The organism is Ruania alba, assembly GCF_900105765.1.
Taxonomy (GTDB): Bacteria; Actinomycetota; Actinomycetes; order Actinomycetales; family Beutenbergiaceae; genus Ruania; species Ruania alba.
Window position 1 is genome coordinate 1,795,574 of sequence record NZ_FNTX01000002.1, and the last position, 17,511, is coordinate 1,813,084.

At 70.1% G+C, this 17,511-nt stretch carries 14 protein-coding genes, 1 tRNA gene, 1 pseudogene and 1 riboswitch; of the genes and pseudogenes, 9 read left to right on the plus strand and 7 right to left on the minus strand.

Features of this window, described 5'->3' with window-relative positions:
* Positions 1–4: 4 nt before the first annotated feature.
* Together serC and BLU77_RS18460 are read right to left on the minus strand one after the other, a co-directional pair.
* A complete protein-coding gene (gene serC, locus BLU77_RS18455) occupies positions 5–1,111 on the minus strand; it encodes a phosphoserine transaminase (protein WP_217632503.1) in 1,107 nt (368 codons plus the stop codon).
* A 21-nt stretch (positions 1,112–1,132) separates the two neighbouring features.
* Complete coding sequence (locus BLU77_RS18460) at positions 1,133–2,119, minus strand: citrate synthase (protein ID WP_089774547.1); 987 nt, start codon at positions 2,117–2,119, stop codon at positions 1,133–1,135.
* Positions 2,120–2,266: 147 nt separating this feature from the next.
* On the opposite strand from BLU77_RS18460, the gene BLU77_RS18465 reads away from it, so the two are divergent.
* From BLU77_RS18465 to BLU77_RS18475, 3 genes are all read left to right on the plus strand, one after another.
* Positions 2,267–2,944, plus strand: coding sequence for a metal-dependent transcriptional regulator (locus tag BLU77_RS18465; protein ID WP_089774549.1), 678 nt, complete (start codon positions 2,267–2,269; stop codon positions 2,942–2,944).
* A gap of 160 nt (positions 2,945–3,104) precedes the next feature.
* Positions 3,105–3,262: riboswitch (cyclic di-AMP (ydaO/yuaA leader) on the plus strand.
* Positions 3,263–3,380: 118 nt separating this feature from the next.
* The gene (locus tag BLU77_RS22975) at positions 3,381–4,067 is read left to right on the plus strand and encodes a C40 family peptidase (protein ID WP_281242117.1); all 687 of its coding nucleotides are present in this window, start codon (positions 3,381–3,383) and stop codon (positions 4,065–4,067) included.
* A 211-nt stretch (positions 4,068–4,278) separates the two neighbouring features.
* Entirely contained in the window at positions 4,279–5,214 is a 936-nt protein-coding gene (locus BLU77_RS18475; protein ID WP_089774554.1) for a universal stress protein, read from the plus strand.
* 54 nt (positions 5,215–5,268) lie between these two features.
* On the opposite strand, the gene rocD is transcribed toward BLU77_RS18475, so the two are convergent.
* Positions 5,269–6,432, minus strand: a complete 1,164-nt coding sequence (rocD, locus tag BLU77_RS18480; RefSeq protein ID WP_089774556.1) for an ornithine--oxo-acid transaminase — start codon at positions 6,430–6,432, stop codon at positions 5,269–5,271.
* Between the two features lie 4 nt (positions 6,433–6,436).
* A complete protein-coding gene (locus tag BLU77_RS18485; protein WP_139177842.1) occupies positions 6,437–6,907 on the minus strand; it encodes an SRPBCC family protein in 471 nt (156 codons plus the stop codon).
* Positions 6,908–6,993: 86 nt separating this feature from the next.
* Here BLU77_RS18485 and BLU77_RS18490 point away from each other — a divergent pair.
* The 4 genes from BLU77_RS18490 to BLU77_RS18505 all read left to right on the plus strand — a co-directional run bounded on the left by BLU77_RS18490 (position 6,994) and on the right by BLU77_RS18505 (position 13,030).
* A tRNA-Arg gene (locus BLU77_RS18490) sits at positions 6,994–7,066 on the plus strand.
* A 39-nt stretch (positions 7,067–7,105) separates the two neighbouring features.
* Positions 7,106–8,464 carry a DUF2254 domain-containing protein gene (locus BLU77_RS18495; protein ID WP_089774560.1) on the plus strand — a complete coding sequence of 453 codons (1,359 nt, stop codon included), beginning with the start codon at positions 7,106–7,108 and terminating at the stop codon, positions 8,462–8,464.
* A 67-nt stretch (positions 8,465–8,531) separates the two neighbouring features.
* Positions 8,532–12,812 (plus strand): DNA helicase, encoded by a 4,281-nt coding sequence (locus BLU77_RS18500; protein ID WP_139177843.1) that lies wholly within the window; start codon positions 8,532–8,534, stop codon positions 12,810–12,812.
* A 2-nt stretch (positions 12,813–12,814) separates the two neighbouring features.
* Entirely contained in the window at positions 12,815–13,030 is a 216-nt protein-coding gene (locus BLU77_RS18505; RefSeq protein ID WP_089774564.1) for a hypothetical protein, read from the plus strand.
* An 87-nt stretch (positions 13,031–13,117) separates the two neighbouring features.
* On the opposite strand, the gene mscL is transcribed toward BLU77_RS18505, so the two are convergent.
* Positions 13,118–13,528: a large conductance mechanosensitive channel protein MscL gene (gene mscL / locus BLU77_RS18510; RefSeq protein ID WP_089774566.1), complete on the minus strand. Its 411-nt coding sequence runs from the start codon at positions 13,526–13,528 to the stop codon at positions 13,118–13,120.
* A 26-nt stretch (positions 13,529–13,554) separates the two neighbouring features.
* Positions 13,555–14,211: an SAF domain-containing protein gene (locus tag BLU77_RS18515; RefSeq protein ID WP_089774568.1), complete on the minus strand. Its 657-nt coding sequence runs from the start codon at positions 14,209–14,211 to the stop codon at positions 13,555–13,557.
* A gap of 64 nt (positions 14,212–14,275) precedes the next feature.
* Between BLU77_RS18515 and BLU77_RS23090 the strand changes: the two genes are divergently transcribed.
* The gene (locus BLU77_RS23090; protein ID WP_342741494.1) at positions 14,276–14,512 is read left to right on the plus strand and encodes a hypothetical protein; all 237 of its coding nucleotides are present in this window, start codon (positions 14,276–14,278) and stop codon (positions 14,510–14,512) included.
* Positions 14,513–14,526: 14 nt separating this feature from the next.
* Here BLU77_RS23090 and BLU77_RS23095 read toward each other — a convergent pair.
* A pseudogene (locus BLU77_RS23095) lies at positions 14,527–14,670 on the minus strand (FmdB family zinc ribbon protein); the annotation flags it as partial.
* Between the two features lie 125 nt (positions 14,671–14,795).
* Between BLU77_RS23095 and BLU77_RS18525 the strand changes: the two are divergent.
* Positions 14,796–17,492 carry a penicillin acylase family protein gene (locus BLU77_RS18525; RefSeq protein ID WP_089774570.1) on the plus strand — a complete coding sequence of 899 codons (2,697 nt, stop codon included), beginning with the start codon at positions 14,796–14,798 and terminating at the stop codon, positions 17,490–17,492.
* Positions 17,493–17,511: the final 19 nt, after the last annotated feature.

Consider the following 17,511-nt stretch of genomic DNA (forward strand, 5'->3'; position numbering starts at 1 on the left):
GGCCTCACAGGTTCTCGACGACGTAGTCCACGCACGCGGTCAGCGCCGCCACGTCCGCCGGGTCCACCGAGGGGTACATGCCCACGCGGATCTGGTTCCGGCCGAGCTTGCGGTACGGCTCGATGTCGACCACCCCGTTCTCCCGCAGCACCGACGCCACCCGGGCGGCATCCACGTCATCGGTGAAGTCGACGGTGCCGACCACGGGGGAGCGGGCCCCAGGATCGGTGACGAACGGCGTCGCGTACTCGGAGCGGTCGGCCCAGTCGTAGAGGATGCCCGCTGATTCGGCGCACCGTCCGGCCGCGAAGTCGATACCGCCGCCCGCGAGCATCCACTCCACCTGCTCGGCCATCAGCGCTAACGTCGCGATCGCCGGAGTGTTCAGCGTCTGCTCCTTGCGGGAGTTCTCCACGGCGGCGGCCAGGGAGAGCGACTCGGGCACCCAGCGCCCGCCCATTTCCTCGATGCGAGCCAGAGCGGCGGAGGAGAGGACCGCGAACCAGAGTCCGCCGTCGGAGCCGAACGCCTTCTGCGGGGCGAAGTAGTAGGCGTCGCACTCGGCCAGGTCGGCGCCGATCCCACCGGCCGCGGACGTGGCGTCCACCAGCATCAACGCCTCGGTGCCCGGGACCCGCTGCACCGGTGCAGCCACCCCGGTGGAGGTCTCGTTCTGCGCCCAGGCGTACGCATCGATTCCGTCCTCGGGCTCTGGAACGGCGAGGGTGCCCGGCTCAGCGGCGATCACGCTCGGGTCAGCGAGGAACGGGGCCCGCCGGGCCGCGGTGGCGAACTTCGCCCCGAACTCGCCGGTGCTCACGTGCTGGGAGCGCTCCCGGATCAGCGCGAACGTGGCAGCGTCCCAGAAGAAGGTGGAACCGCCGTTGCCGAGCACCACCTCGTAGTCGTCCGGGACGGCGAGCAGGTCCCGCAGACCGGTGCGCACCCGGGCCACCAGATGCCGGACCGGAGGCTGACGGTGCGAGGTGCCCATCACCGTGGTGCCGAGGGCGGCGAGCACGTCGGACTGGGCGGGACGGATCCGGCTCGGACCACTCCCGAAACGTCCGTCGGCGGGCAGCAGGTCGGTCGGCAGGGCCAGCGTCGTCATGGAGGTGATCATCCCACCTGTTCAGCCCAGTTCGTCGTGAACCTGCAGGATGTGGGCGCTCCATCCGGCGACCTTGCTGCACGCGATCATCGCGGTGAACATCGGCGGGGGGACCTCGGCGAGATCGAGCAGCACACCGGCCCAGAACATCGCATGGCTGCCGAAGGCGGCGGCGGGGCGTGTCCCGCGCTCGCTGAGGGCGGTGTACCCGGCCCGGGCGACGGCGTCGGCCACCTCCAGCCGGGGGGCACCGAGCTCGATCGCCACCCCGCGCAACGCCTCGACCCGTGGATCGGTGCCGTCGTAGCCGTCCTGATGAAACCCGAACAGCGCTCCTGCCTCCAGGGCGCGGGCCACCACCGCCTCGGGGTCGCCAGAGCGCTCAGCCTCCCGGATCAGTCCGAGCGCCCGGACGGCGGCCCCTCCGCCGCGTGGACTGCTCACGGCGGCCACGGCGCCGGAGAGACACGCCGCCGCGTCCGCGCCGGTGGCCGCGATCTGCCGGGCCACCTGGGTGGAGGAGGTGAGTCCGTGGTCGGCCAGCGCCACCCAGCAGGCGTCGATCGCGCGGGCGTGCGCCTCGTCCACCTCGCCGCGCCAACGCATCACGAACCGACGAGCCGTGCCGCCGACGGTGTTCACCTGCCGCTGCCCGATCGCCGGCAGGTCCTCACCGCGGGCCGACTGGGCGAGGAAGGAGAGCGCCATCACCGAGGCGCGCGCCAGATCGTCGCGCAGCGCCGATGCACTGATCTCACCGATCGGGCGGAAGCCCCACACAGGCGCCAGCTGGGCCAGCGCACTCTGCATGTCCACCCGGTGGTCGCCGGTGCGCACGGTCAGCGGGAACGGCTCAGCAGGCGGCAGCGCGTGACCCGGGGCGCCGTCCACGAGCAGTCCCCAAACGTCCTCGAACCCGGACTGGGACACCAGGTCGCGCACGTCCCGACCGCGGTAGAACAGGCCCCGCTCTGGGTCCATCGAAGAGATCGGGCACGTGGTGCTCATGGTGTCAGGCTAACGATCTCCGGGATGGCTGGTTGACGCCGCCGGACGGCGGCGGAGGAGGTGCTGTGCGGTGATGCCGTCAGCGGTGGTGCAGACAGATAAGGTGGTGCGAGGACTTAGTGGGGATTGCGTACGGGAAGGGCCGGAGTGAGCGACCTCATCGACACAGGCGAGATGTACCTCAAGACAGTGTTCGAGCTGATCGAGGAGGGCATCGTGCCGCTGCGCGCGCGGATCGCCGAACGCCTCGGCCACTCCGGACCCACGGTCTCCCAGACTGTGGCGCGCCTCGAACGTGACGGCCTGATGGTGGTCACCGGTGACCGGCACCTGGAACTCACCGAGCTGGGAATGACCCGCGCTACGCGCGTGATGCGCAAGCACCGGTTGGCGGAACGGTTGTTGACCGACGTGATCGGCCTGGACTGGCCGCACGTGCACGAAGAGGCGTGCCGCTGGGAGCACGTGATGAGCAGGCAGGTGGAAGAGCGCCTGATCGCGTTGCTCGACCATCCGGGCTTCGACCCCTATGGGAACCCGATCCCCGGCCTGGACGAGTTCGGCGACCCGGCGCCGGTCGGTGACCTGGGTATCTGGCTGACCGACGTACCCACCGGCGCCGAGTACATCGTCGCCCGCCTCGGTGAACCGCTGCAGGTGGACACCGACCTGCTGGCGAGCTTCCAGGAGGCCGGCATCAAGCCCGGCGCGCGGATCTCACACACGGAGCAGAACGGCACCTACACAGTGGCGCCTGCCGACTCCGAGCTCGTGCTCGAGCTCGACGGGTACGCCGCGAAGCACGTGTTCGTCACCCCGGTCTGACCGCACGGGCGTGGGCGCCTGTGTGTGCGCTGTGACACTCCTGATCGCGAATCGTGACCTGAACGTGACATTTGGTCGTGGCTTCGGGTACTGTGCGTATTGCTCGACGAAACCCTCCTTCGACGAGTACCCCGGGCGGACGCCAAACCCTGTCACCGCCTATGGGTTACCGACGTACCCGTGACAGGGGCGGGGGACCCACTTCCGGTGCGTGAGCACCTAGGGGTGAAGTCCACCGAGAAACACCAGCGGCGGACCGGGTGAAACTCCTCCCACCCGAACCCGACAGCTCACCTCGTAGGCGTCAGGAGAGGCAAGCGAATTGACTCAGTGCACTGAGCGCGCGCGGCACCGCGCGGCGCGCCGCCCCGTCACCCCCCTCACGACATTCGGTCAGGCAGTCAGTGGCCCCGCGGGACGCCGCACGGCTGTTGCCGTGGCGTCCTCCGGGATCATCCTCAGCCTGAGCGCGTCCGCAGCGATCGCCGGACCTACTGCCCAGAACGTGGCCCCGGTGCGTACCGCGAACCTCACCGCAGCCGCTGCTACGGATGCGGAAGACTCCGTGGCCGTCTCGCAGGCGGTCACCGTGGCAGCGGACGTCAACTGGAGCCTGGGCAGCGAGGTCGAGGTCTCCGCTGAGGCCCCGCCGCCTCCGCCCCCGCCGGAGCCCGAGCCGGAGCCCGAGCCGGTCGTCACCTACGAGCGCACCGAGCAGACCTCCCGCTCCACCGAGCGGGCGGAGCCGGAGCCCGAGCCCGAGCCAGCCCCGGTGGCTGCCTCCGGTGTGGGTGCGCAGATCGTGGAGATCGCCTACCGCTACCTGGGCACCCCGTATGTCTGGGGCGGCTCCACGCCGTCCGGGTTCGACTGCTCCGGGTTCACGTCCTACGTGTACGCCCAGGTCGGCATCTCTCTGCCGCGATCCTCGGGTGCGCAGGCCGGTGCCGGCACCCGCGTCTCGGCCTCCGAGGCCCGCCCTGGCGACCTCGTCTGGTGGCCGGGCCACATCGGCATCTACCTCGGTGGCAACCAGCACATCGCTGCTCGCAACCCGGGTACACCGCTGACCGCCGGCCCGATCTACAACTCCAGCCCGACCTTCATCCGCGTCGCCGGCTGAATCGCGCCAGAGTCTCACGAACGGCCCGTTCCCTGACGCAGGGGACGGGCCGTTCGTCATTTCCGGGTACGGTGCTCAGCACGACGGTGGGTACCACGTGCGTGCCCGCCGGTGTCCAGCAGACGAGCGGTGCGCGATCGCCAGGCAAGGCGCGGCGCGGGCGTGCACACTTGTCCCAACAGTTCCTCAACTCCTCGGGGGTGACGTGGTCATGGAGCACGAACAGGTCGTCCTGGTCGGCGTCGACGGTTCGCCGGCCAGCCTGAACGCTCTGGAGTGGGCTGTGGCCCAGGCGCGACGGGTCGGCTGGCGGCTGCACCTGGTGTGCGCCTATGCGCTCCCCACCTTCGCTGCTGCCTCACTCGACGGCGGGTACGCGACCCTGGACGACACGGCCATCCGTGACGGTGCCCAGGCCGCCCTCGACGAGGCTGTCGAGCGGGCGAGCGGTCGAGGAGTGGACGTGACGAGCGCTCTGGAGACGGGGGACCCCGCCGGAGTGCTGGTGGACCTCACGAAGCAGGTGTGCCTGGCCGTGGTCGGCACACGCGGCCAGAGCGGATTCGCCGAGCGGATCCTCGGCACCGTCTCCTCGGCGCTGCCCGCGCACGCGCACTGCCCCACCGTGGTGGTGCCGCATCACGAGGAACAGGGTGAACCCCCACTGCCGATCCGCCGGATCGTGGTGGGCGTGGACGGTTCGGAGTCGGCGAAGGTCGCCCTGAATCGCGCGGTCGAACAGGCCGAGGTGTGGGACGCCGAGCTGACCGCCGTGGTGGGTGTACCGATCGGGGCAGGTGCCGGACTGCTCGGTTGGTTGCCGGCCGCCGTCGACCGTGAGGTGGTGCTCGAGGACGTCAAGGAAGGCCTCAACGTCGCCGTCGATCGGGCGTTGGAGGGCCGTGAGCTCACCGTCCGCCGGCATGCCTTGGACGGCAGCGGTGCTGAGCTGCTCTCCGAGTTCTCCACCGCGGTGGATCTCGTCGTGGTCGGCACGCGAGGGCGTGGTGGATTCGCCGGGATGCTCCTCGGATCCACCTCGCAGCAGGTGCTGCACCACTCCGCCTGCCCGGTGCTGGTGGTGCCCACCCGGATCCAGGATGAAGGCCTGCCGCCGATCGCGATGGGGTGGAAGCGGCGGCACTGACCACGCCTGCCGGCCCGCTTGCCGCACCGCTGCCGGCGGTGGGAGCAGGCGTCGTCAGCGCCCGACGGCGCTCTCCAGCGTGTCCATCATCAGGTGCAGCTCTTCCTCGGTGACGCACAGCGGCGGCGCCAGCCGGATGGTGCGCCCGTGCGTCTCCTTCGCGATCACGCCGCCGGAGGCCATCCGTTCGCTCACCTCCCGGCCGGTGCGGGACGCGACGTCCACACCGAGCCACAGGCCGATGGCACGGACCGCGGTGACCCGGCCGGTGGCCAGCAGTTGCTCCGCGCGTGCGGCCAGCACCGGAGCAAGCTGCCGTGCACGGTCCTGATAGACGCCGGTTGCCAGGAGTCGCGTCACAGCCAGCCCGACGGCGCAAGCCAGTGGGTTCCCGCCGAACGTCGATCCATGCGTGCCCGGTGTCAGCACACCGAGCACGTCGGCGCGGCCCACTACCGCCGAGACGGGGAGGATGCCCCCGCCGAGGGCCTTGCCCAGCGTCGTCAGATCGGCACGCACCCCGCTGAGGTCTTGGGCGAGTGTGGTGCCGGTGCGACCGAGCCCGGACTGGATCTCGTCCAGGATCAGCAGGGTGTTGCGAGCGGTGCACAGGTTGCGGACGCGGGCGAGGTACCCCTCGGGTGGGATAACCACCCCGGCCTCGCCCTGCACTGGCTCGAGCAGCACCGCCACCGTGGTCTCGTCGATCGCGGCGGCCACGGCGTCGGCATCCCCGTACGGCACGATCCGAAAGCCCGGCGTGAACGGGCCGAACCCCGCACGAGCCTCCGGGTCGGAGGACATCGACACCACCGTGGTGGTGCGGCCGTGGAAGGCACTCTCGGCCACCACCACGGTTGCTCTGCCCTCGGTGACGCCCCGGGCCTCGTATCCCCACTTGCGGGCCGCCTTGATCGCCGTCTCCACCGCTTCGGCTCCCGTGTTCATCGGGAGCAGCATCTCGGTCGAGGTCAGAGCAGTGACGGCATCCGCGAAGGGGATCAGCAGGTCGTGGTCGACCGCGCGGGAGGTGAGCGTGAGCCGGTCGAGCTGGTCTCGCGCAGCGGCGATCAGGTCGGGGTGGCGGTGCCCGAAGTTCAGCGCCGAGTATCCAGCGAGGCAGTCCAGGTACCGGCGGCCGGAGGTGTCCGTGACCCAGGCACCGTCTCCCGCAATGATCTCGATCGGTAGTGGCGCGTAGTTCGGAGCGAGGGCCATGGTGTCAGCTCCCTGGACTGGGCCGGATGGTTCCGTCGAGCACGCGTAGGGCGCGCGCTGTCATCACGTGCAACGCGGGTGCGATCACTGGACCGAGCAAGCGGAGCGGGCCGACCAGGTGGACCTCCTCGGTCCAGTCCACCCGGCACGTGTTCCTGCCCAGCGGCGTCACCCGGATCCTCGCCGTGCCGAGGAGGACCGGGCCCACCTTGCGGAAGGTGATCACGCCGGAGGGTGAGCAGCGTGCGTGGGCGCACGGGTCGTCGTCGGGTGGGCGCGCCTCGGTGACCAGCATGACGTCCCGGAGCAGGCCCCCTGTGACTGCCACGATCGTGTCCCCGACCTGCGCGGGTGCGGGGCGTGCCGTGATCCGGGTGAACGGGATCAGCACCTCGTGCCGGGGCAGCGTCGTCAGATGTGCGAACGTCGTCGACGCCCGGGCGGAGAACACCCGCGAGGCAGTGGTGCTGGTCACCGGGCTACCGTCCCACACCCACCCGTGCGCGGCGAGGGTGAGTTTCGCGTCCGCACCCGCGACGGCGGTAAGGTGCTCATCGGTCCGCCCCCGTAGCTCAGGGGATAGAGCAACCGCCTCCTAAGCGGTAGGTCGCGCGTTCGAATCGCGCCGGGGGCACCGAGGCGCTTGCGCTGCCCGGTGCGGCATGATGGCCCGATGGCCGCTCGTCGCACCTCGTGGACCGGGCAGCGCGTGACGCCCATGGGCGTCCCCTCGATCCGGGTGGCGAGCCCCTGGGCACGCCTCTGGCAGCCGTTCTGGGCGCTCCCGCTGGCGATCTGCCTTGTCGCGGTCGTGATCGGGGCGGCCATGCCCGAAGTGGAGCGCGTCTTTGCCGATCAGCTGCCAGGGGTCTTCGACGGTGGTCCCGAGGGGGCCCGCAGCGTGCTCAGCACGATCGCCAGCGCGATGATCTCGGTGACCGGTCTGGTCTTCTCGATCACTATGGTGGTGCTGCAGCTCGCCAGCAGTCAGTTCAGTCCCCGGGTGCTCGGGAACTTCCTGCACAGCCGGATCACCCAGATGACTCTCGGCGTGTTCGTCGCCTCCTTCATCTTCTCCCTCACGGTGCTCCGGGTGGTGCGCAGCGCCACCGCCACCCATGAGGCGTTCGTTCCTCAGGTCTCGGTGGGACTGGCACTGCTGCTGGTGGGCCTGAGCGTGATCTCGTTGATCGCCTTCATTCGGGAGATCACCACCTCGATCCAGGTTTCCCAGGTGATCTCCGACATCGGTGACGCGACGGTGCGGCTGGTGGAGGGGATGCGGCCCGAACCTGTGGGCGAGGACGGTGCGGTGCTCGGGAAGTACAGCGAGCCGGACGAGTCGATCAGCTGGAGCGCGGATCCGGACCAGGCACGGCTCCCGGTGCACATGGGGGAGCGGCACGGGCACCTGGTCTCCATCGACTACGCCGCGCTGCTCACGATCGCCGAGGATCTCGATGTGGTGCTCGTCTGCGAGATCACGGTCGGGGAGTTCCGCGCCGAAGGGCAGCCGTTGGCCACGATCTGGGGCCGATCGGTGGACTCCAGCGGCGGTGACGAAGCGATGGCGGCCGTGGCCCGGGTGCGCTCAGCGTTCGTCTTCGGCACCGAACGCAGCATGTTCCAGGACCCGGCGTTCGGGGTCCGCCAGCTCGTCGACATCGCCGAGCGCGCCCTCTCCCCGGGCATCAATGATCCGACGACGGCCGTCCAGGTGATCGATGAGCTGCACCGGATCCTGCGTCCGCTCGTGCAGCAACCCGATGCACGCCCCTACATCACCGACAGTGACGGGGTGCTCCGGGTGGTGCACACACCGCCGGACGTGGAGCAGATGGTGCGCCTCGCGGTCACCGAGATCATGCACTATGGCGACGGATCGATCCAGGTGCCGGCCAGGTTGCGCACGATGCTCGACGATCTGGTGGCCGTGGGCCGGACCGAGCATCGGCCGGCCTTGGAGGACCTGCTCGCCACCCTCGCGGTCGAGGCAATGCCGGACCCGGACGGCGCCAGGACGTCTCGGTAGGTATCGGTTCGCCCACTTTCGGCGGGTCATGTGCCCGCGTGATGGATGGCACCGTTAGCGTGGCGGGGTGAGGTCCGTCCGTATCGCCCTGCCTGGTGGCAATCGCCCCACCCAGGCGCAGTCGCCGAGCCCTGGCGACACCGGTGCTGTGGACACTCCGCGCGAACGCGAGGTGGCCGCGGCCGTGGTCCGATGGCGAACCAGACTCGCCGACCTTGCCGGTGGCAGCGCCCTGTGGGACGTGAACGCCCTCGGCGACGCGCTCGTGGAGCTCACCGCCGCCCACCCCTCGGGGATCGCCCAGCTCTACGCTGGCCGCAGCACCCCGCTGAGCAATCTGGTGCGGGAGGGTTCTGCACTCACCCAGGCGCGCCGTCGCGCTCGGGTGGTGGTCGCCCGGACGGAGGAGCTCGCCCAACGGTTCGGGGTGGCGCCCACCTACGTGGCGATGGGTGTGGCCACCTGGCAGAGCACTACCGCCAGTCAGGACGACGCTGCTCAGGACCAGCCGGACCCGGCCGACACGGGGGCCGAGCCGACCGACGAGGCGGGCACGCCCGCTGTCCCGGCCCTGGACGCCGATCCGGAACCGGTCACGCCGCGAGTCGTGCACGCACCCGTGCTGCTGCGCCCCGTGCACGTGCGGGTACACGGCTCCGACGCGGAGATCGATCTCGAGATCGATCCGGCGGTGGAGCTGAACAGTCTGCTCGTGCGTGAGCTCAAGGCTCACGGAGTGACCCTGGACGCTCAGGAAGTGGCCAGATCCACGATGGGGCCGCACGGGTTCTCCCCGCGCCCCGCGCTGGAGAAGATCGCTGAGCTGGGTGAGGCCCTGCCTGGTTTCCGGCTCGAGCCGAGGATCGTGGTCGGGGCGTTCGTGCACCCGGGCCAGGCCTTGGCCGACGACCTCGATGCGCAGCGGCGCGAGCTTGCCACGCACGACGTGATCGCTGCGCTCGCCGGGGTGGAAGGCGCCCGGATGGCCGTCTCCGCCGACCTCCCGGAGCCGAACGGTCAGGATCGCGATCCCGACGACGAGGCCGGAGTGGGCGACCTCGATCCGGGGCAGCAGGACGTGCTGGACGCCGTCGCCACTGGGAGTCATCTGCTGGTCGATGCGCCCCCGGGGACCGACATCCCAGGAACGATGGCGGCAGTCGTGGCCGAGGCCGCGGCCCAGGGGCGCCGGGTGCTGTACGTGCCCGGGACGCGGCGGGCCGGGCAGGCACTGCTCGATGCGATGCGTCAGGCCGGCATCCCGGACCTGGCGCTCGACCTGAGCAACGACCCACGGTGGCCCAGCACTGCGGCCGAGCATCTGATCGAAGGGCTGAACCCGCCAGAGCCCCACGTGGATGCGGACCAGCGTGCAGCCGACCGGACCCGGCTGCGCGAGGCGCGTCGCGACCTCGGCGATCACCTCACCGCCCTGCACACTCCGCGCACGCCCTGGGACGCCTCCGCATATGACGCACTGCAGGCGCTAGCCCAGCTCACCTCGGCTCGCCCTGGTCCGCGCACCCAGGTGCGGGTGGCTACGCACGCCGTGCGGTCGATGACGCCGCAGGATCGCCAGCATGCCCGGGAAGAGCTGGCCCGTGCTGCGGCACTGGGGGCATTCCGGCTCCGCGCCGCTGACACGCCCTGGTTCGGTGCCCGGCTCACCTCGGCCGACCACGCCACGCAGACGCTGGAGCGGGTGCGCGACCTTGGTGCTGCGCTCCCCGACCTGCGGGCCCAGATCGCCCGGACGGCGGCCCAGACCGGTCTCGACGAGGCAGAGACGCTGGACCAGTGGTCGGAGCAGCTGATCCTGCTGGACGGAATCCGTTCCTCCCTGGACGTGTTCGTCCCCCAGGTGTTCGAGCGCTCGGCCGCAGAGATGGTCGCAGCTACCGGTACCAGGTCGTGGCGAGCACAGCACCGGGTGGACCTGAGCTGGGGGAGCCGGCGGCGGTTGCGTCGCCAGGCGCGTGACCTGCTCCGGCCCGGGAGTGCGGTGGGTGACCTGCACGCCGAGCTGATCGACGTGCAGGAGCGCCGTGACCTGTGGCGCCGGCACTGCGCCGGCGGTGGCTGGCCGCGCCTTCCCGAGGGGATGACGGAGATCGCCCGCACCGAGGCCACCGTCGCCGCGTTGGTGAGCGACCTTGCGCCGGTGCTCGACAGCACACTCGGCGGTCGCAGCCTGGGCGAGGTGCCGCTGGAGGAACTGAGTACGCGGATCGCCCGCCTCGGTGCCGACGACGTCGCACTGCGTCAGCTGCCCGAACGCGCCGCCGTGCTGGCGCACCTGAGTGAGCTGGGCCTGGACGACCTGCTCGCGGACCTCACCCAGCGTCGCGTGCCCACCTCCCTGGTGGGTGCCGAGTTCGACCTGGCCTGGTGGTCGAGCGTGCTCGAGGAGATCCTCGGCGACGATCCAGTGCTCGCCGGGCTCGAGGCCTCCGCGCTGGAAGACGCGGTCGCTACCGTGCGTGAGACCGACCTTGCGCAGACGGCGAGCCTGACCGCCCCCGTGCTGGCCCGCGTGCGCGAGCACGTCAAGGCCGCGATCGCGGCGGACCGGTCCAGGGCGCAGGAGTTCTACAAGAGCGTGCGCCGCGGGGAGTCCGACCTCAAGGCCCTGCTGCACCGGTTCGCCGAGGTGGCGTGGCCGGCCCGCCCGGTCTGGATCGTGCCCCCGATGGTGGTGCCCCAGGTGCTGCCGACCGAACGGGACGTCGACCTGCTGGTGCTGGACGCCGTCCAGCACCTCCCGGTGGAGCAGGTCGTCTCCGCGATCGCCCGTGCACGGCAGGTCGTGGTGGTCGGCGACACCCGGCGCGGTGGTTCCGCCGGACTCGTCGCCGCACTCGACTGGCTCCCTCGCGTCTCCCTCCAGCCCGGCCGGGTCACCCAGGACGCCGATCTGGCCGCCTTCCTCGCCGCCCACGGGTACGAGGGTGCCGTCCGGCCGATGCCTGCGCCGCCGGGGTCGGGCACGGCACCGCCGATCCTGCTCGATGTGGTGCACGGCACCGGCATGCCTGCGCCCGGTACCGATGTGGTGGAGAGCGTGCAGGCGGAGGTGGACCGGGTGGTCGACCTGGTCATCGAGCACGCCCTCACCCGGCCGGACGAGACCCTCGCCGTGGTTGCGCTGAACACGCGCCACGCGGACCGTGTGCGCGAAGCGGTGCTCTCCGTAGCCGCCGGCAGCGCCAGCATGTCGGCCTTCTTCGACCAGAGTCGCACCGAGGCGTTCACCGTGGTCGACGTGGAGTCCGCGGCAGGTCTGCGCCGGGACGCAGTGGTGCTCACCCTCGGGTTCGGCAAGACCCCGCACGGGCGGGTGCTGCACCGGTTCGGGGCGATCTCCGGCCCGGATGGCGTGGCATTCCTGGTCGACACGCTCGATGCGGTGCGCACGCGGCTCACCGTGGTCAGCTGCCTGGAGGCCGGTGACCTCGATCCAGCACGCCTGCGTGCGCCGGGTTCACAGATGCTGCGGGACCTGCTCGAGCTCGCCGCCGACGGCCATGCCGACCGCCCCGACGAGGATCCGGACAACGAGGTGGACCGGCTGCTGCTCGACCTCGCCGAACGTCTCTGGCGTCAAGGACTGACCGTGGTTCCCCGGTTCGGGATCCCGGGCGGAATCCGGATCCCGCTGGCGGTCGGGCACCCGTCACTCCCCGGTGAGCTGGTGCTGGCTGTCCTGACCGACGACGGTGACTACATGGCCGAACCCAGCCTGCGCCGTCGGGATCGGCACTGGGTGGATCGGCTGACCGACCGCGGGTGGCAGGTGCGCACCGTCTACTCCACAGCGGTCTTCATGGACCCGCAGGGGGAGGCCGAGAAGATCGCTGCCGCGCTCGAGGATCTGGTGGCGGAACGCTCCGGTACGCCCGCTGACGCGGCTCCAGCGCTGCCGGTGCGGTGGGTCGATGAAGGCGCCGAGGCGCCCGACGCTGCGCCGGATGATTCCTCCGCTGCGAGCACGCCACCGGGCGCTGCCGAGCGGGTGACGACCTCGGCGCGTGGCCTGGCCATGGTGGGCGAGCACGTCGATCAGTCCCGGTCGGCCACCTCGGCGACCGGTGAACGCCCTGACCGCCCTGATGTCCCGCCCGGTCGACCATTGAGCCGGTACGGCGACGACGAGCTCGATCAGCTGGTGACGTGGATTGCCTCGGACGGCGCTCCACGCGCGGTGCCCGACTTCCGCGAGGAGCTGCGACGTGAGCTCGGTATCGCCAAGCGGGGCACGCACGTCGATGCGGTATTGGCGGCCGCCGTGCGCCGTTCCGGTCTGGCGGTGGACGCCCCGTCCGACGGCGTCCGCTCACCCGAGGAATGACCGTGCCTGACCGATCCGAGAGTGCCCGCCCCCATGGGGAGGAGGATCCGGTGGTCAGTGAGGCACCCCGCCGGCGCAAGCACCGGCGGGCGGTGCGGCCCGGGACCGGACCCGAGCCGCTGGTCGACCGCCGCCAGTATGAGAGCGACGGGACCGACACGGGCGGCTCCGACGATGACGATCGGTTCCTCCGGGACGTGCCTCCGCACTGGTCCTGACCGTGCATATGGATGGTGCTGAGGACGACGAACGCCCGCCGGTTGTTCCCCACCTGGCGGGCGTCCGTGCGGTGCTGAGCAGAGAAGTCAGGCCTTCTTGCCGGCGAGCAGGTCGCGGATCTCGGTGAGCAGGGCGACGTCCTCAGCCGGCGCCTCAGGCTCGGGCTCCTCGCCCATGGCGCGCCGCTCGGCGAGCTTGTTCATCGGCACCACGACCACGAAGTAGATCGCGGCAGCGACCAGCAGGAAGTTGATCAGCGCGGTGAGCACCGTCCCGACCAAGATCTCGGTGGCAGGTGTCTCACCCTCGGCAGCTCGCACGGTGATCACCCAGATGCGATCCAGGTTCGGCTGTCCGAAGATGCCGGCGATCAGCGGGTTGAGCACGTTGTCCACGAGCGCGGTGACGACCGCGCCGAAGGCGGCACCGATGACCACACCGACGGCCAGGTCGATGGCGTTCCCTCGGGCGATGAAGTCCTTAAATCCCTGCAGCATGATGAGTCCCGTTCAGTAGGTGCAGCTCACAATGATTCCCCTGGCACCAGCACGGCTCGCACCGGGGCGAGGCTGCTGGCGCCGGACAGCACAGTAGCGCCATCGCGGGGCACAGCGACGATGACCACGCCGGACTCATCGCCGGTCTCGATGGTCAGCAGACCGGTCGGTGCATCCTCAGCACCCATCCGCCCCAGGACGAGGGCGGACTCGGCGACGAGCTCGGCCCGGCTCGATTCACCCGCAACTCCGGCGGCGTCCGACGGGGCACGGTACAGATCAAGCCGGTCACCCACGCGCACCAGCGCCATCAGCGACGGATCGGCGAGCCGCACCGGAAGCACCACCGACCCTGGCGGTGCGGCGTCGATCAGTCCGGGACCGACCAGCAGCGTCTCCGGGATCGGCATCCCAGCAGGCAGTCCCGCCACGAGCGTGGCGCCGACCAGCTGCCCACCGGCGACAGCACCTTCGGGAGTGGCCAGCACCTGCTCCTCGCGCAGATCGGCGCTGGTGAGCACCGTGCCGGCAGGCAGATCGCGAGCAGTGACCGTCACCGTGACGGTATCCGGACCGGGTCTCAGCTCGCCCAGCAGGAGGAGGCCCGCACCGGTCAGGCAGGCCACAGCCAGCACGAATCGGAACCGCCACAGGAGGCCACGCAGGCGAGGGGACGTCGTCATAAGGGCGACGGTAGGAGGCGACGACTCGACCCTGCTCCGTGACTCAGGCGGGCTGTGGACGATCGTGCAGCACGCGGTCGCTGTGGACCGCGGCGCTCAGGACGCGGCGGTCGTTGCCTTCGAGGCGGAGCTGGCAGAGGACGTCGACTCGCTCTTCTTCGTCTCGCTCGATCCGGATGACTTCTCGGAGCCGCCGGACTTCTCCGATCCGGACGACTTCTCCGACTTCTCTGACTTCTCCGAGGACCGCTCGGAACTGCTGGAGGACGAGTCCGAGGAGGATCGCGAGTCGTTCCGGTAGAAGCCGGACCCCTTGAAGACCACGCCGACGGCGGAGAACACCTTGCGCAGGGAGGGCTCCGCACAGGAGGGGCACTCCGTGAGAGCGTCGTCGCTGAACGACTGGTAGATGTCGAACGAGTGCGAGCAGGACGAGCACGCGTAGGCGTAGGTGGGCACCTGGTCCTCCGAAGCAGAGCTGGACCGGCGGGAATGACCGGCAACACATTCTACGTCGTCCCGAGAGGTCCGCCGCGCAGGCCGTTCTCCGGGGCCGGACGCTGCAACGACGGTACTCTCGAAGCGTGTCTGGAAAGTCCGTGGTCCGCCGCATCGCGCTCGCCATCTCCGCCGTGCTCGTCGTCGCGCTCGTGGCCGGGGCCGTCACGACCGCCCTGTTCGTCCGGCGTCCGCTGCCCGAGCACGACGGTGAGCAGCAGGTGCCCGGTCTGGGCGCCGCCGTGGAAGTGATCCGGGACGAACGAGGAATCCCGCACATCTATGCCGACACGGCGGTCGACCTCTTCATGGCGCAGGGGTATGTGCATGCGCAGGACCGGTTCTTCGAGATGGACTATCGCCGGCACCTCACCGCCGGACGCCTCGCCGAGCTGGTGGGCGATGTGGAGACCGCGATCACCGCGGACCAGGTGATTCGCACGATGGGGTGGCGCCGGGTCGCCGAGCAGGAATGGGACCTGCTCGAACCCCAGTCCCGGACCTACCTGACCGCCTACGCCGACGGGGTCAACGCGTACATTTCAGAACACTCTCCCACCAGCATGGGCCTCGAGTACACGGTGCTCGGCCTCGATGTCGAGGTTGACGACATCGAACCCTGGGACCCGATCGACTCCCTCGCCTGGCTCAAGGCGATGGCCTGGGACCTGGTCGGCAACTATTCGGACGAGCTCGAACGCGCGGCCGCCTACGGACAGACCGGCGACCTGGACATGGTCGAAGCGATCTTCCCGGACTATCCGTCAGCGCAGAACCTGCCGATCCTGCCGACCACCCGCGAGGTCGACGCCCAGGCCGAACGAGCCGCAGAGCTCGCGAACGCGGCCGCCCCTGACGCGAGCGGTGGGGATGCCGATGCTGCTCCCGCGGAGCAGACCGGCGGTGCCGGCACTCGCGATGCCTCCGGAACAGACGGACGCACCGGAGCGCTCGCAGCCATGGAGACCACCCTGGACGCGCTGACCGCTGTGCCTGCGCCGCTCGGAGCCGGTGAGGGGGTCGGCTCGAACTCCTGGGTCGTCTCCGGCGACCACACCGCCACCGGAGCCCCGTTGCTCGCCAACGACCCGCACCTGGGCCCGTCGGCCCCCGGCATCTGGTACCAGGCCGGCCTGCACTGCCGCAGCACCGGACCGGAGTGCCCGTTCGACGTGAGCGGCTTCACCTTCGCCGGGATGCCGGGTGTGATCATCGGGCAGAACGCCGACCTAGCGTGGGGTCTGACCAACCTCACGGCCGACACCAGTGACTTCTTCCTGGAACGGCTCTACCCGGACGGCAGCTACCTGTACGACGGCGCCCGCTACCCGATCACCGAGCGCACCGAGACCATCGAGGTCAACGGGGGTGAGCCGATCGAACTGACCGTCCGCTCCACCGAGCACGGGCCGATCATCTCGGACGTGCTCGCGTCCACTCGTGGTGCGGGCGGCGTGCCGCTGCCGGAGAACTCACCTCCGGCCGGGCTGAGCGGGTTCGCGGTCGCGCTCTCGTGGACCGCGCTCACCCCAGGGCGCACCATGGATGCGGTCTTCGCGATCGACCGGGCCGCTGACGCCGAGGACATCGCCGCCGCAGCCGCCCTGTTCGAGGTGCCCACGCAGAACATCGTCTTCGCCACCGCCGAGGGCGACATCGGCTACCAGGCTCCCGGTCGGATCCCGGTCCGGGCAGCAGTGGGTGACGGGGTGGTGCCCGCGGACGGTTCCTGGCCGCGCCCGGGATGGGACCCGCGATACGACTGGCAGGGATTCCTCGATCCGGACGAGCTGCCCGCCGCTTTGAACCCCGAATCGGGGTACATCGTGGCTGCCAACCAGCCGGTACTGACCCCGAGCCGCTATCCCGACTTCGGTACCGACTTCGCCTATGGCTACCGCGCGCAGGCCATCCGTGACGAGCTCTCCGCGGTGGTGGAGGCCGGTGAGCCGCTGACAGCCGAGCACATGTCCGAGATTCAGCTCAATGAGGTGAACCCGGCTGCTGAGATGCTCGTTCCCGCGCTTCTGGAACTGGACACGTCCGGGCTGGAGGGGTCCGAGGAGTTCGTGGTCGAGGCAGTCGAGTTGTTCGAGGACTGGGATTACGTCAACGACGCCGACTCCGCTGCGGCGGCGTACTTCTCGTCCGTATGGACGAACCTGTTGCGGCTCACCTTCTGGGACCAGGTCGCGGAGGTGCAGCGCCCTTCGGGCGGCAGCCGGTGGATCGAGTCCGTTCGGTTGTTGCTGGAGGACGAGGACAACCCATGGTGGGATGACCGGGCCACCCTGAATGAGGTGGAGCAGCGCGACAAGATCCTGCTCCAGGCACTGGCCGACGCACGGACGCAGTTGACGGTATCCCTGGGCAAGAACCCGCAGGACTGGCGATGGGGGCGCGTGCACCTGCTCACTCCTACACATCCGGTCCTCGGCGGCGATGGGGTGCCAGGTGTCGTCGCGGACTATATGAACCTGAGCACCGCAGAACTAGGTGGCGGCCCATCGATCGTGAATGCCAACGGCTGGAGTACCGCCGTTTGGAACGACGGGTACCCGGACTTCTCCGTGACAGCAGTTCCGTCGATGCGGATGGTCGCTGACCTGGCCGATCTGGACGCATCCACCTGGGTGAACCTCACGGGGAACTCGGGGCACCCTGGATCGGCGCACTACGACGATCAGTACGAGGCGTGGGCGACCGGGGAGACCTTCGCCTGGCCGTTCAGCCGTCAAGCCGTCGAGGAGTCCGGGAGTAGCACCCTGACGTTACAACCCTGACCCTGCGACCCTGACAGCG

What these genes read in the sequence shown, in the direction of transcription:
- serC (WP_217632503.1), bottom strand. Translation starts at nt 1,111, where the DNA reads ATGACGACGCTGGCCCTGCCGACCGACCTGCTGCCCGCCGACGGACGT.
- BLU77_RS18460 (WP_089774547.1), bottom strand. Translation starts at nt 2,119, where the DNA reads ATGAGCACCACGTGCCCGATCTCTTCGATGGACCCAGAGCGGGGCCTG.
- BLU77_RS18475 (WP_089774554.1), top strand. Translation starts at nt 4,279, where the DNA reads ATGGAGCACGAACAGGTCGTCCTGGTCGGCGTCGACGGTTCGCCGGCC.
- rocD (WP_089774556.1), bottom strand. Translation starts at nt 6,432, where the DNA reads ATGGCCCTCGCTCCGAACTACGCGCCACTACCGATCGAGATCATTGCG.
- BLU77_RS18495 (WP_089774560.1), top strand. Translation starts at nt 7,106, where the DNA reads ATGGCCGCTCGTCGCACCTCGTGGACCGGGCAGCGCGTGACGCCCATG.
- mscL (WP_089774566.1), bottom strand. Translation starts at nt 13,528, where the DNA reads ATGCTGCAGGGATTTAAGGACTTCATCGCCCGAGGGAACGCCATCGAC.
- BLU77_RS18515 (WP_089774568.1), bottom strand. Translation starts at nt 14,211, where the DNA reads ATGACGACGTCCCCTCGCCTGCGTGGCCTCCTGTGGCGGTTCCGATTC.